Origin of the sequence: Mesorhizobium sp. YR577, from assembly GCF_900116595.1 — a bacterium.
GTDB lineage: Bacteria > Pseudomonadota > Alphaproteobacteria > Rhizobiales > Rhizobiaceae > Mesorhizobium_M.
The window spans coordinates 66,894-81,081 of the sequence record NZ_FPBI01000005.1; the positions used below are offsets into that span (position 1 = coordinate 66,894).

Genomic DNA, 14,188 nt, shown 5'->3' on the forward strand with positions numbered 1-14,188 from the left:
CATACCGTGCTTGCGATGAAAATACTCAGGCAGCAGGCGCGCGGCGCTCTACCAGAAGATCGATACCCAGCAGGTTGCGCACATTGGGCCGTGCCTTGACCAGGTCAGCGATCGTGTAGCCTGCCAGCACTTCGAAGAAAGCGTTCAGCGCCTCACGCAGTGCCGAATTCAACGCGCAGCTGTCGACCAGCGGGCATTCTGCCGCGTCGTTCTCGAAGCATTCGGCCATGGCGAAATTCTCTTCCGTCACGCGCACCACGTCGAACAAGGTGATCTTGTCGGCGGCGCGACCGAGCCGGACGCCGCCATTGCGGCCGCGTACGGTTTCCACCAGGCCGTTTTCGACCAGCGGCTGCAGGATCTTGAAAAGGAACAGCTCCGACACTGTATAAGCGGCGGCGATTTCGGGGATCCGGCTCAGCCGGTCGTCATTGGCAGCGCAATACATGAGGATGCGCATGGCGTAGTTCGTCTGGCGGGTGAGCCGCATGGTCGTTTCCTTCGCAGCACCGGCTGGAACCGATTTTCGAACGGCTCAAGCCAAGACAGGTGCGATCTCTCGAGTCGTTGGATCGCTTTCATTCCTGAATATGGCCTACAGTCTAGAATAATTCCAGACAAGAAGCGAAAAATACCTTCTCTTTTTGGTCATATTTTTGGCATTGGTGGAGCGACGGCGTCCGGTATTCCATTTTTGCAATGCTGACCTTTACGTAAAGGGATTGCATTTCATGCTGCGGCGCACAATATAATCGCTGTCGAGAGTCGTAGACTCGGGGAGGAACCCACGAGAAGTACGGCACATGCAGAATACGCTAAATCATTTCCCGCTGACCGGCATCATCAGGCAGCTCCGGCCTTCCGACCTGCCACGCTTCCGCGATCATCTTCTCAGGCTCGATGCCGTGAGCCGGCGCGATCGCTTCAATGGCGCGACGGATGACGATTTCATCGCCAGCTATGCCGATCGCAGCTTCGCGCAAGGCACCACCGTTATCGGCTATGTCGAAGACGACAAGGTGTTCGGTGCTGCCGAACTTCACGAACGGCCTGAAATTGACGAGCCGACCGGCGAGATCGCCTTCAGCGTCGAGCGCCATCTTCAGCATCGGCATATCGGCGGGCGCCTGTTCGAGCGCCTGATCGCCAATGCACGCGGGCTGGGCTACACGAAGCTTCTGGTGACGACCCATCCGCAGAATGTCGCGATGAAGGCCTTGGCGCGCAAGTTCAACGCAGCGCTTTCCTTCGAGGACGGCGAGACCGTGGGCGTTATCGACCTCGGCCAGCGCTCCTTTGATGGTCTTGATCTCGTCGCTCCCAAACCGTTCGGCCTGTCGCCGGTTCGTGACGTTCCCAAAATGCTTGCCGGCAGGTGAGGGCGCCTGTCTCGCGTTAGCCCTCCGTCCGGATTGCATCAAAGGCCCGCGAAAGCGGGCCTTTTTTATGTCTTCCACCTGCTGAAGCCCCATATGTCTCGCGAACGAATGGCGGGGTCTCTCACGGATGATAGTGTGCGGCCCTTTCGAGAACCGGATGAGCATATGAACCAGGCATCGACAATCAGCCCGGAAAACGCGGAAAAGCTTGCGGCCTTGCGCCGTACCAAGTTCATCGCCACTGGTGCCTTGTGCCTGTGCGTTGCCGTCTTCATCACGGCGAAGCTGTTGCAGCCGCGCTTTCCGTGGCTTGGTTTCGTCGCGGCTTTTGCCGAGGCAGCCACCATCGGCGGGCTGGCCGACTGGTATGCGGTCGTCGCGCTGTTCAAGCGGCCGCTCGGCCTGCCGATCCCGCATACGGCGATCATTCCGTCCAACCAGGAGCGTATCGCGGATAATCTTGGCCGCTTCATCGAGGTCAATTTCCTGGCGCCGGGTCCGGTGCGCGAAAAGCTCGGCGAGGTGGACTTCTCCGCTCTCGTCGCGGACTGGCTGTCGGATCGGCAGAGGGCGGAAGGCCTGTCGCGCTTTGTCGCGCGGCTGGTGCCGCAGACGCTGGCCGCCATCGACCAGTCCGGCCTGCGCGGCTTTGTTTCCGAGCGCATGCTGGAGCAGGTGGAAAAGGTGCCGCTTGCACCGTTGGCCGCCGAGCTTCTCTCAGCATTCACCGACGATCGCCGTCACCAGAAATTGTTCGACCAGTTCACCAAGGTCGTCGGCAAGTTCCTTTCCGACGAGGAAGCGCTTGCCACGATGCGCGAAAAGATCCGCGAGGAACTGCCGTCGCTGTTCAACCTGTTCCGCGCCGACGCCTATCTGCTCAAGAAGATCGTTGCTTCCGCCGGTTCGCTGCTGGAAGAGGTGCGGGCCGATCAGCATCATCCGATGCGGCAGGAGTTCGACCGTTTCGTCGAAAAATTCATCGCCGATCTGCGCAATTCCAAGACCTATGCGAAACGTGCCGAAAAACTGAAGCGCGATTTTCTCGCCCGCCCCGAACTGAAGGCGCTGGCCGGCGACATGTGGGAAAGCCTGCGCAATTTGATCGAACAGGATGCGCGCGCCGAAAACTCCATGATCCGCACCCATCTCGCCGGTATGTTCGTCGAGGTTGGCCGCCAGCTTGCCAGCGACGAAAAAATCCGCGCCGACATGAACCAGGGGTTTGTCGTGGCGTTGGTCTCCTTCGTCGAAAGCCAGAAAAGCGGCGTCTCGAGCTTCATCGCCGAGCAGGTGAAGCGCTGGGATCTCGGCCAGCTTACGCGCCTCATCGAAATGAACATCGGGCGCGACCTGCAATATATCCGCTTCAACGGCATGCTCATCGGCGGCATGGCCGGGCTGGCGCTTTACGTGATCGAGCTCGTCTTCCTGGTGAATTGACCCGCGCGATCATCGGCCTATCTTCTCCTTGACCGCGTTCGACACCGGCGCGCGAAAGGGAGGAAATGATGGCCAAGGCACCCGAGACCGATACCTTCATGGACATGTTCAAACGGCTTGGCGAGGAGCTGAAGCTGCCGCGTTTCGACGTTGACTCCATTCTCGCCCATCATCGCAAGAATCTGGAAGCGTTGCAGAAATCTGCCTCGGCCGGCGCATCGGGGGCATCCAGTCTCATGTCGCGACAGCGCGAGATCATGCAGGACACGGTGCGCGAGATCACCGAGATGGCGCAGGGTTTCCGCGCGCCCGGCAACCCGCAGGAGATGATGTCGAAACAGGCCGATTTTGTCCGCCGTTCCTTCGAAACCACAGTCAAGAACGCCAGCGAATCAGCTGAAATCATGCGCAAATCCGGTACGGAATCGCTGGATATCCTGCGCAATCGCATTCGCGAGGCCATGGCGGAGATCCGGGAGGGATACGACCAGCGGAAGTAGTCGTCCGGGCGTAACGCTGCCTGGGACCGGTTCGTTCGAACGACCTTGACCTGGATGATTGAAGGCAAAAGTCTGTCACGAAGGTCTTTTGCAGAGCATCATAAGCTGCTAGTTCCGGGCAGAAGCAGTCCGTTCGCGGGGGACGTCTGATCCAGTGAGCGTGCCTGTTTGTGCCGAAAACCTGCGCGCGTAAGCGTCGGAAAACGGAGAGACCGATGTCGAAACCGGCTTTGACATTCGCCACGCTCAAGGACGCCGTCGGGCAGGAACTTGGCGTTTCGCAATGGACTACCGTCGACCAGACCCGGATCGACCAGTTTGCCGATTGCACCGGCGACCATCAGTGGATTCATGTCGATGCGGAGCGGGCGAGGCGCGAAAGTCCTTTCCGCGCGACGATCGCGCATGGCTTCCTGACGCTGTCGATCATCGGCTCGCTCGGCCAGGAGATCGGTGCGATCCCTGAAAATACGCAAGCCGCATTCAACTACGGCCTCGACCGGGTCCGGTTCGTTGCCCCTGTCCGGGCAGGCACGCGCGTGCGGCTGCGCTCGACCCTGATATCGCTCGAGGACCGCGGTCCGGGCCAATATCTGATGAAGGCAAGCAACGTCATCGAGATCGAGGGCGATGAGCGGCCCGCGCTGATCGCCGAGACGCTGATCATGCTTTACGAGCGGCGGCAGAAGAAGGTGGCCAGCTAACCTCCTATTCGGCGTCCGGCTGGTTTTTCGGTGCGGCCTTGATGAAGGCGGGCAGTTCCATGCAGGCTGCCGCGATGCGCGAAATCACCGGGTAGGGCTCCATATCGACATTGTAGCGGGCGTTGTTGACGACTTGCGCGACAAGGCAGATGTCGGCGAGGCCGGGCCGGTCGCCATGACAGAACATGCCGGTATCCTTGCTGTCAGCAAGAATCTTTTCAAGCGGTTGGAAGGTTTCGTTGACCCAGTGCCGGAACCAGTTGGCGACGTCGTCGTCGCCGGCGCCATAAAGCGTGCGCAATGAGGTCAGCACCCGCAGATTGTTTATCGGGTGGATGTCGCAGGCGATCATCTGGGAGAGCATGCGAACGCGGGCGCGGCCGAGCGCATCGGCCGGCAACAGGGGCGGCTGCGGCACTGTTTCATCCAGGAATTCGATGATCGCCAGCGATTGCACCAGAAGCGTGCCGTCGTTCCAGATCAGGGCAGGGACAAACCCTTGCGGATTTACGGCGAGATAGGACGGTTCGAGATGTTCGCCGAAGCGCAAGTGATGGGGCACATAGGTGTAATCCAGCCCCTTCATCTCCAGCGCGATGCGCACCCGGTAGGACGTAGAGGAACGGAAATAGTTGTGCAGGATGATTTCGCCCATCAAGGTTCCTCCCGGTGCGTCTTGCGGGTCGCTTTCGTGCGGCGAATGCGTCGCGTGTCGAAAAGCGGCCGATGTACTATTTGGCAATAATCGCTTGCGCTGCGCTCGGCTACTCTTGAATGATGCGGAATGAATCAGGGAATTAGAAAAAATGTCTTCTTTGGCCGGCGTGGCCGGACCACGGCATCCCTCGACCTCCGCGCTTGCATGACGGAGAGTTGGCCATGAGCTCTGCCAACGAAACTGCCCGGTTCCTGATAATCGACGACCACCCGTTGTTTCGCGAGGCGCTGCATAGCGCGGTGCGCATGGCCTATCCGGATGTCGATACGGTGGAAGCCCGCTCCATCACCGAAGCGCTGGAACATCTGGCCGGGCCCAAGCCTTTCGATCTGGCGCTGCTGGACCTCTCGATGCCCGACGTCCACGGCTTCGACGGCCTGCTGCAACTGCGCACGCGCTACCCGCGCTTGCCGGTGGTCGTGGTTTCCGGTCACGAGGAACCGAAGATCATATCCGAGGCGCTTTCTTACGGCGCTGCCGGCTTCATCCCGAAATCCGTGCGCAAGACCGACCTCGCCAACGCCATCCGTTCCGTCATGGAAGGGGCGATCCATGTGCCGGAAAACTATGAGGGCCAGGCACCTGACGCCGAAAGTGCCGACCGGGCCGAAATGGTGCGCAGGCTCGCCAAGCTGACGCCGCAGCAGTTGCGTGTGCTGCAAATGCTGCGACAGGGTCTTCTCAACAAGCAGATCGCCTTTGAACTGCAGGTCGGCGAGACCACCGTGAAAGCGCATGTCTCAGAGATATTGCGCAAGCTCAACGTCTATAGCCGCACCCAAGCCGTGATCGAAGTCTCGAAGCTCGACAATGCGGAGTTGTTTCGGGAGCAATCGGGATTCTAGGGGAATAAGGCAGTAGGGCAGTAGGGGATCAGAGCGGCAGAGTGAGATTGGCCGAAACAGCCACAGCAGCTCTGGAACCTCAGTCCCTACTGCCTTACTGCCCTATTCCCCTACTCCCCTAATTTCCTACTCCCCTAAGCCAACAAATGCGCCAGCAGCGCCCGCAACTGCGCTGGTTTCAGCGGTTTGCGCATCAGTTCCACGCCGGCTTCGCGCGCCAGGCGTACTACGGCGTCAGAGCTGTCTCCGGTGACGATCAACGCGGGCACCCCGCGTCCGAGATAGTCGCGAATTTCGGCGATGGTTGCGCTGCCGAGATCGCCGCCGTCGAGATGCTGATCGGCAATGATGATATCGGGAATCCAGTCCGTATCGCCCAGCGCCTGCATTGCCAGCGCGGTGGAGGTCGCAGTCTTGACCGTGCACTGCCAACGCTCAAGCAGCACGGTCATGGCCTCCAGAACCTCGATGTCATTCTCGATCAGCAGCACTTTGGTTCCGAACAGGCCGTAACCGCGCGGCCGTTCGGGCTCGCCAAGCAGTGCCATGGGATCGGCAAAGCTGCCGACGACTACCGGCACGTCGAGATGAAAAATCGTTCCTCGCCCGACGATCGAGGAAAAGGCGATGGGATGGCCGAGCGCGCTGGTCATGCGGCGCACGATCGACAGGCCGAGGCCAAGCCCGCCGCCGGAAAGATCGGCGTCGGCCGAACCCGTGCCGCGGTGGAACTCCTCGAACACCGCTTCGTGCTGGTCTTCAGGAATGCCGCAGCCGGTGTCGACGATTGCGATCCTTATCCTGTCGCCGCGGTGGCGGATACCGACCAGAACGCCACCTTTGCGGGTGTAGCGTATTGCGTTGGAGACAATGTTCTGGAGGATACGGCGCAGCAGCGTGCGATCGGAACGCACCACCGCATTTCCGGCATGGAACTTGAGTTTCAGCCCCTTTTGCGCGGCCAGTGGCTGGAAATCGGATTTCAGCGACGAGAACAATTGCTCAAGCGAAACATCGGTAATCTCGGGCTCGACGACGCCGGCGTCCAGCTTGGAAATGTCGAGCAGGGTGTGGAGCAGGTCCTCCATCGTCTCCAGCGAGCGCTCGACCTGCCGAACCAGCTTGCGTCCTTCCTCGCCGGCCTGCACCTCGGCCAGCGCCGACACCGACAGATGTGCGGCATTGAGCGGTTGAAGAATGTCGTGGCTGGCGGCTGCGAGAAAGCGTGTCTTGGAAAGGTTGGCGCGCTCGGCATTCTCCTTGGCGGCGACGAGGTCGATGTTGGACACTTCGAGCCGGCGCATCGTGGCGCGCAACTCCTCGGTGCGGCTGCGTACCCGGTTCTCCAGGTTTATCGCGGTCTGGAACAGCGAAAAGGCATTACCCTGCTGGTCCATCGAGCGCTCGACGCGGGAGATCAGCGCCTGATTGATCTTCTTCAGCTTCTCGATGTCATCGATCTGGCGCACGGACATTTCCCTGGCTCTTATTCCGCCGCCTGTCGCTGGCCGAAGGCGATGCCGATGAAGGTCTGGTTGAGATGCATGGAGCGATACTGCTCGCCATAGGTGCCAAAGCCGATAACATTGTTGGCGCGGTAGAGTTCGGAAATATCGCGGAACACCTGGCGGTTGCGGGCGTCGAGCCGTCTCAAGACGCAGTCGAAGCCGAGAATCATGTCGATGCCGCCCAGCCGCTCGCTGACGTTCTTCAATGCGGTGCGGGTCGATTCCACCATGCCGGTCGGCTTGGCGATGGACAGCACGATGCCGTCGTCGATGGCGCAGAAGAAGGAGAGCGAGCCGTCAGCGTTCATCTTCTGGATCGAGCGGCAGTAATATTCGCCGCCGACGCGCACGACGACCGGATGCGAGGCGAAGCTGAGCGGCGTCATGGCTCCATGTACGATGCCGACCGCTGCGGCGAATTCCTCGGCCGCCACGCCGGCGTTGAATTCATGGACGATGCGCCGCTCGGGATCTGAGGATGTGACGACGAGCTTGTCTTCGGTCGGCACGAAGTTTTCCGTCTTGAAGACATGGAACGGGATTTCGGTCGCCATCAAGATGATGATGGCGCAGTCGCTGTCGACATGGCCGTTCGAGATCAGCGCGGTCGTCTGGAATTTCAGGTCGTCGCCGGCCGAGCCTCCGATCAGCGGAATGTCGTCCAGCCCCCAGTGGATCGCCGAGGTTACGGCCTCCTCAGCATAGGAGAGGCCATCGATGAGACAGAGGGCGAAGACATTGCCGGAGTGAGTCGAGCCCGTGCGCGCGTACAGCGTGCGTCTCAATTCCTCGACCTCGCCGGCGATGTCGTCCATGCCGGAGGAGGAAAGGTTCCTGATCATCGCGCTGACTGCGGTGAAGGAGCGCTGCGGGAACAGCATTGCCAAAACATGGCCTTCTTCGAGCCCGGCAGGCGTTATCTCGCCGGCAGTCGAACAGCCGGCATGGGCGAGGCCCGGTGCATGGAGCTTCAGCGCAGCCGACAGCGATTCGGCATCCATCAACTGCTGGGAAAAGAAAAAGAGCGCAAAGCCGGCATTTATCGCAGCCGCTTCCTCGGCGACTGCGCGGGCAAATTCATCGGCGTCGGCCATGTCGGATGTCAAAGCCGACAGGCCGCAGGCGTAGCTTGTCCGTGAGCAGACCAGCGCAGTTCCTCCCAAAACCCACCTTCGACGTCCTCATCTAATGTCGAAGGCACACGCGTCTTGTGCATTCTTGCCCCCAGGCGTTAGTTTGGCAATGCCTGCATGCAGAACTCGTGTCCGAAAGTACAATATACGGGCATCTGGGCCGCCTGCATTCTCGCATCGTCGGGAATAATAAATGTATTTTTGCTGCGCGTTTCGCGGCGACAGAATTCAGACCGTCCGGCCTTCGGCTGTGACGGGAACGGCACCGAGGGAGGTTTCATGTCGGAAGTATCGTTGGTTGTGAACGGCCGGCGCGTAGGCGGCGTGGTCGAGGACCGCACGCTGCTGGTCCATTTCCTGCGCGAGCATGTCGGGCTCACCGGCACGCATGTCGGTTGCGACACGTCGCAATGCGGCGCCTGCGTCGTCCATGTCGACGGCAAGGCAGTCAAATCCTGCACAATGCTGGCCGCTCAGGCATCCGGCTCGACGGTGGTCACCATCGAAGGCCTGGCCAACGGCGCCGATTTGCATCCGGTGCAGGCGGCTTTCAAAGAGCATCACGGGCTGCAATGCGGCTTCTGCACGCCGGGCATGATCATGTCGGCGACAGATATGATCAATCGCCACCCAGAAGGCCTGGACGAAGCGACGGTGCGCGCAGAGCTCGAAGGCAATATCTGCCGCTGCACCGGCTATCACAACATCGTGAAAGCCATATTGGCAGCGTCCAAGACGATGTCGAAGGCGAGCAAGGGTAAGGTTGCGAGCAAGGCGAAGAAGGCGGCGTGAGATATTGAGAGAATAGGGAGTAGTGAATAGCGAATAGGGTTTCGCATTCGCTGCTGCGCTGATTGGTTTCCACTACTCGCCACAGACTATTCGCTTCTAGAAATTCGCGGAGGAGTTTCTGCAATGGGCATTGAAGGCGTCGGCGCACGGGTTGCGCGCAAGGAAGACAGACGGTTCATCACAGGCGCGGGGCGCTATGTCGATGACATGGTGGTTCCGGGAATGAAGCATGCCGCGTTCGTGCGCAGTCCTTACGCACATGCCGACATCAAGAAGATCGACGTGAAGGCAGCGCAAGCCATGCCGGGCGTCGTCGGCGTGCTGACCGGCAAGGAACTCAAGGCCGACGGTATCGGCAATCTCATCTGCGGCTGGATGATCCATTCCAAGGACGGCTCGCCGATGAAGATGGGCGCATGGTCTCCGCTGGCGGTCGACCGCGTCCGCTATGTCGGCGATGCGATCGTCATTGTCGTGGCCGACACGAAAGGCCAGGCGCGCGACGCGGCCGAGGCCGTCGAGATCACATTCAAGGAACGCAAGGCCGTAACCAGCGCCGTGGACGCCGTGAAGAAAGGCGCTCCGCAGATCCATCCGGAAGCCGACGACAACCTGATCTTCGATTGGGATCTGGGCGATGCCGAAGCCACCAATGCCGCCTTTGGCAAGGCTGCGCATGTCGTGAAGCTCGACATCATCAATAACCGCCTCGTTCCCAACGCCATGGAACCGCGCGCTGCACTCGGCCACTACGACAAGGCGGAAGACCACTACACCTGCTGGACGACATCGCAGAACCCGCATGTCGCGCGCCTCGTCATGAGTGCGTTCTACAATGTCGCGCCGGAAAACAAGCTGCGCGTCATCGCTCCCGATGTCGGCGGCGGCTTCGGCTCCAAAATCTACATCTATCCGGAAGAGATCGTCTGCCTGTGGGCATCGAAGAAGACCGGCGTGCCGGTGAAATGGGTCGGCGACCGCACGGAAGCCTTCCTCACCGACGCGCATGGCCGCGACCACGCCACCCACGCCGAAATGGCTTTCGACAAGGATCACAAGATTCTTGGCCTTAAGGTCGAGACCAAGGCCAATCTCGGTGCCTATATGTCGCTGTTTTCTTCGGCGACGCCGACCTATCTCTACGCCACACTGCTGTCGGGCCAGTACAACATCCCGGCGATCCACGCCAATGTGAAGGCGATCTACACCAACACCGCGCCCGTCGATGCCTATCGCGGGGCGGGGCGGCCGGAAGCCACCTATGTCATGGAACGGATGATGGAGACGGCGGCGCGCGAGTTCGGCCTCTCGCCGGCAGAGCTTCGCCGCAAGAATTTCATCACCTCCTTCCCGCATCAGACGCCCGTCATCATGTGCTACGACGCCGGTGATTTCGGTGCCTCGCTCGATGCCGCCCTCAAGGCCTCAGACTATGCCGGCTTCGAGAAGCGCCGCGCCAAGGCCAAGAAGGCCGGGAAGCTGCGCGGCATCGGCATGAGCTGCTACATCGAAGCCTGCGGTATCGCGCCGTCGGCTGCGGTCGGTTCGCTCGGTGCTGGCGTCGGCCTTTGGGAATCGGCTGAGGTGCGCGTCAACGCCGTCGGCACGATCGAAGTGCTCACCGGTTCGCACAGCCACGGGCAGGGGCATGAGACGACGTTTGCCCAGCTCGTCACCCAGCGCTTCGGCGTGCCGATCGACTCGGTGTCGATCGTGCATGGCGACACCGACAAGGTGCAGATGGGCATGGGCACCTATGGCTCGCGCTCCGGCGCTGTCGGCATGAGCGCCGTCGTCAAGGCGCTCGACAAGGTCGAGGCCAAGGCCAAGAAGATCGCCGCCCATCTGATGGAAGCGGACGAGGGCGACATCGTCATCGAGAACGGCGCGCTGAAAGTCGCCGGCACCGACAAGAACGTGCCGTGGTTCCAGGTGGCCCTTGCCGCCTACACCGCGCACAATCTGCCCGGCGGCATGGAGCCCGGCCTTAAGGAAACCGCCTTCTACGACCCGGCCAACTTCACCTTCCCGGCCGGCTGCTACATCTGCGAAGTCGAGGTCGATCCGGATACCGGCACGACCGAGATCATCCAGTTCGTCGCAGCCGACGATTTCGGCAACATCATCAATCCGATGATCGTCGAGGGCCAGGTGCATGGCGGCATTGCGCAGGGCGTCGGGCAAGCGCTGCTGGAAGGCGCGCATTACGATCCCGGCAACGGCCAGCTTCTGACGGCGAGCTACATGGATTACACCATGCCGCGCGCCGGCGACCTGCCGTCGTTCCAGGTTTCGACCTCGAACACGCCATGCCCGTCCAATCCGCTCGGCATCAAGGGCTGCGGCGAGGCCGGCGCCATCGGTTCGCCGCCGGCGGTCATCAACGCCATTACCGACGCCATCGGCACCAATGAACTGACCATGCCGGCAACGCCCCAGAAGGTCTGGGCAGCGCTGCGGTTGGCAACGAAGCACTGAGGAGGAACGATCATGTACTCAGTCAATTACCACCGCGCTTCCTCGGTCGCTGACGCCGCCAAGCAGATCAAAAAAGGCGATGCCAAATTCCTCTCCGGCGGCATGACGCTCATTCCGGCGATGAAGACCCGGCTTGCGGCACCCTCCGATCTGGTCGATCTCGGCCACATCAAGGAAATGAAAGGCATCAAGGTTTCGGGCAAGACCGTCACTATCGGCGCCGGCACGACGCATTACGAGGTCGCCAACGACGAGAAGCTGAAGAAGGTCGCGCCCGCGGTCGCGCATCTCGCCAGCCTCATCGGCGATCCCGCCGTGCGCCATCGCGGCACGATCGGCGGGTCGATCGCCAACAACGATCCGGCCGCCGACTACCCCGCCGCCCTTCTGGCGCTCGGGGCCACCATCGTCACCAACAAGCGCCAGATCGCGGCTGACAAGTTCTTCAAGGGCCAGTTCGAAACGCCGCTGAAGGAAGACGAGATCGTCACCGCGGTCACCTTCACCGCGCCTGCAAAGGCTGCCTACCAGAAGTTCCGCAACCCGGCTTCGCGCTATGCCATCACCGGCGTATTCGTGGCCAAGGGCAGCGACGGCGTGCGGGTGGCGGTTACCGGCTCGGGCGACGACGGCGTCTTCCGCTCCAAGGAGATCGAGGCGGCACTGACGAAAAAATTCGACGCCTCCGCACTGGAAGGCGTCACCGTGCCGTCGAAGAACCTGATGACCGATATGCACGCCTCGGCAGAGTACCGCGCCAATCTGATTGTGGTCATGGCCAAGCGCGCGGTTGCGGATGCCAACGCCTGATTGAGGGTACTCGCCAGATCCACGGAAGGGCCGCTTGCGGCCCTTTTTCATGCAGGTAGGAAAACAGCGCCCATTTTTTGACTTGCTCCTGCCGCATCGCTAGATGTCAAAGTTGAAGAGGGCGAGACGCCCGTAAGGTGGGCATTGACGCGTGAAGTTCTACCTGAAGATTGCAGCCGGATTTCTGCTTCTGCTTGCCGTGTTTGCGTTCATGGTCTGGTATCGCACCAGCTCGATCGGCCATGAGGCGTTGCGCGACATCGCCACTCAGGCGCAGCTTTGCAAGACCGTGGGGTGCAGCGAAGGCATCGACGAGGCGGCATCCTATCTCGCCGAGCAGTACGGCCTTTCGCCCAGCCTGGTTCAATGGTGTGTCGGCGTCGACACGCTGTCTGAACGCGACGGCGCCAAGGGTTTGGTCAACCGCTCCTGGTGGATCAACCTGCTTTATGAACCATGCGGCGACCCGATCACAGAGTAGATGCGGATGGGCCGTTTGACGGTCCTGCTTGTCTCCGGCACCTCCATCGCTTCGCGAAGCTGGATGACTATTTCGGCATTGGCGGCATGAATGCTTGATGCCGCCAACATTTCATTCCACATCAGTCCCGATGCGGGATGACATATGGGATCAGCGTTGGATGTTCAGGTGGTGGGCCTTGCCTGCCTCCGTCGTCACGCATTTGCTCATTGCCGTACTTCTGATCTTCGGACTGCCGGTATCGCTCTCGCCATCGCAGGAGGAGCAGGCGATAGCGGTTGAACTCGTGCCCCCGCCGAAGCCACCGGAGAAAGCCAAAGTTGAACCTCCGCCACCTGCGAAAGCGGCCAAGCCCGAGAAGCCGCAGGAAGCGAAAGCCGAGACATCGTCACCGACAGGCAATGATACCGCCGGACAACGGCCGATACCCGCTCTGAGGCCCGTCTTCCAATTCGGCGAGAAGGACGCCGGTCCTCGGGAGGCTCTGGATGGCAACAGTGCGGAAGACGGTTCGGCGTCACCCTTGGCGCGGCTCGAACCCGACAAAAAGGATCTCGCAGAGCCACCGCCGGCGAAAGCGCTCGATGCGATAAACCCGGCTCCGCAGCCCGAGACGCCAAAGAAACCGACGCCCAAGCCGGCTGAAGCCGCCAAAGTGCAAAGCGCCGTGAAGCTTCAGGAGGCCAAGAAATTGTTTTCGCAGACCGCAACCGCCAGTCCGGCAGCGACAACTGCGATGCGCAACGTTCCGCGCGACGTACGTGCGGGCCGGCTCTGCGTCACGGAGCTGCGTGAGCAGTTGCTCAACGCTTCACCGCCGTATTTTCCGGACCTCCTGCCTTCCGAGCGACTGAAGGACGGCACCGTCATCGAAATTCCCCGGGAAGCCTTCCGCGCGAATGGGCAGTGGTTCAATCTGAGCTATCGTTGCGAGGTCGACGCACAGGCAATGAAAGTCGTGTCATTCGCCTTCAATGTCGGGGATCCGGTTCCCCGAAGCGAATGGAAGCGCCGCGGGCTGCCCTCGCAATAAGGCTGCGGTAGCGCGTCCGGGATGGAATCTGAGCTAACCCTTGCCAAGAAAGTCGCGTGCGATATCATCCTTTGAGTGAGATCGGAAAACTGCATTCGACTGATGTGGTGCTATGTCCATGGCGGAAAAACGCAAATCGACTGCGGTCGAAAACCAGCGAAAGTCGCGCGCGGCGGTTCGGCGCGTCCTTGAACGGCACAAGGTCTACGTCGTCAGCCGACGTTTTTCCGATTCCGGCATGTCTGCTCGCGTCCTGATCGACGGCGAGTACTACGATGTCAACGAGCGGGAACTTTCACGGCTGGAGGCCGGTGCGCGTCCGGAGAGGGATCTGGCTCTCGAACCGGTTCGCGATGCCTGATCT

Annotated in this window: 15 protein-coding genes; 11 read left to right on the forward strand and 4 right to left on the reverse strand. The window is 60.8% G+C overall.

Annotation, left to right across the window (positions count from 1 at the left end; all coding sequences use genetic code 11):
• Positions 1-25: 25 nt before the first annotated feature.
• Entirely contained in the window at positions 26-490 is a 465-nt protein-coding gene (gene rirA / locus BM413_RS08765; RefSeq protein ID WP_091912429.1) for an iron-responsive transcriptional regulator RirA, read from the reverse strand.
• 313 nt (positions 491-803) lie between these two features.
• Between rirA and BM413_RS08770 the strand changes: the two genes are divergently transcribed.
• The 4 genes from BM413_RS08770 to BM413_RS08785 all read left to right on the forward strand — a co-directional run bounded on the left by BM413_RS08770 (position 804) and on the right by BM413_RS08785 (position 4,026).
• Positions 804-1,379 carry a GNAT family N-acetyltransferase gene (locus BM413_RS08770; protein ID WP_091912431.1) on the forward strand — a complete coding sequence of 192 codons (576 nt, stop codon included), beginning with the start codon at positions 804-806 and terminating at the stop codon, positions 1,377-1,379.
• A gap of 165 nt (positions 1,380-1,544) precedes the next feature.
• On the forward strand, positions 1,545-2,822 hold the full coding sequence (locus BM413_RS08775; RefSeq protein ID WP_091912433.1) for a DUF445 domain-containing protein: 1,278 nt from the start codon (positions 1,545-1,547) through the stop codon (positions 2,820-2,822).
• A gap of 68 nt (positions 2,823-2,890) precedes the next feature.
• Entirely contained in the window at positions 2,891-3,322 is a 432-nt protein-coding gene (gene phaP / locus BM413_RS08780) for a phasin family protein (RefSeq protein ID WP_091912435.1), read from the forward strand.
• Positions 3,323-3,537: 215 nt separating this feature from the next.
• Entirely contained in the window at positions 3,538-4,026 is a 489-nt protein-coding gene (locus BM413_RS08785; RefSeq protein ID WP_091912437.1) for a MaoC family dehydratase, read from the forward strand.
• Positions 4,027-4,030: 4 nt separating this feature from the next.
• On the opposite strand, the gene maiA is transcribed toward BM413_RS08785, so the two are convergent.
• Positions 4,031-4,681: a maleylacetoacetate isomerase gene (gene maiA, locus BM413_RS08790; protein WP_091912439.1), complete on the reverse strand. Its 651-nt coding sequence runs from the start codon at positions 4,679-4,681 to the stop codon at positions 4,031-4,033.
• 224 nt (positions 4,682-4,905) lie between these two features.
• Between maiA and BM413_RS08795 the strand changes: the two genes are divergently transcribed.
• Positions 4,906-5,589, forward strand: a complete 684-nt coding sequence (locus BM413_RS08795) for a response regulator (RefSeq protein WP_091912441.1) — start codon at positions 4,906-4,908, stop codon at positions 5,587-5,589.
• A 134-nt stretch (positions 5,590-5,723) separates the two neighbouring features.
• Here BM413_RS08795 and BM413_RS08800 read toward each other — a convergent pair whose 3' ends face one another.
• Entirely contained in the window at positions 5,724-7,064 is a 1,341-nt protein-coding gene (locus tag BM413_RS08800; RefSeq protein ID WP_091912443.1) for an ATP-binding response regulator, read from the reverse strand.
• An 11-nt stretch (positions 7,065-7,075) separates the two neighbouring features.
• Entirely contained in the window at positions 7,076-8,191 is a 1,116-nt protein-coding gene (locus tag BM413_RS08805) for an FIST N-terminal domain-containing protein (RefSeq protein ID WP_091912445.1), read from the reverse strand.
• 318 nt (positions 8,192-8,509) lie between these two features.
• Here BM413_RS08805 and BM413_RS08810 point away from each other — a divergent pair, with 318 nt between their 5' ends.
• The 6 genes from BM413_RS08810 (at position 8,510) to BM413_RS08835 (ending at position 14,185) form a co-directional block, all read left to right on the forward strand.
• Positions 8,510-9,022 carry a (2Fe-2S)-binding protein gene (locus BM413_RS08810; RefSeq protein WP_091912842.1) on the forward strand — a complete coding sequence of 171 codons (513 nt, stop codon included), beginning with the start codon at positions 8,510-8,512 and terminating at the stop codon, positions 9,020-9,022.
• A gap of 123 nt (positions 9,023-9,145) precedes the next feature.
• Entirely contained in the window at positions 9,146-11,500 is a 2,355-nt protein-coding gene (locus BM413_RS08815) for a xanthine dehydrogenase family protein molybdopterin-binding subunit (protein WP_091912447.1), read from the forward strand.
• A 12-nt stretch (positions 11,501-11,512) separates the two neighbouring features.
• Positions 11,513-12,310 carry an FAD binding domain-containing protein gene (locus BM413_RS08820; protein ID WP_091912449.1) on the forward strand — a complete coding sequence of 266 codons (798 nt, stop codon included), beginning with the start codon at positions 11,513-11,515 and terminating at the stop codon, positions 12,308-12,310.
• Positions 12,311-12,461: 151 nt separating this feature from the next.
• On the forward strand, positions 12,462-12,791 hold the full coding sequence (locus BM413_RS08825) for a hypothetical protein (protein ID WP_091912451.1): 330 nt from the start codon (positions 12,462-12,464) through the stop codon (positions 12,789-12,791).
• 160 nt (positions 12,792-12,951) lie between these two features.
• A complete protein-coding gene (locus BM413_RS08830) occupies positions 12,952-13,824 on the forward strand; it encodes a DUF930 domain-containing protein (protein ID WP_175544285.1) in 873 nt (290 codons plus the stop codon).
• A 118-nt stretch (positions 13,825-13,942) separates the two neighbouring features.
• On the forward strand, positions 13,943-14,185 hold the full coding sequence (locus tag BM413_RS08835; protein ID WP_091912844.1) for a hypothetical protein: 243 nt from the start codon (positions 13,943-13,945) through the stop codon (positions 14,183-14,185).
• Positions 14,186-14,188 lie beyond the last annotated feature (3 nt).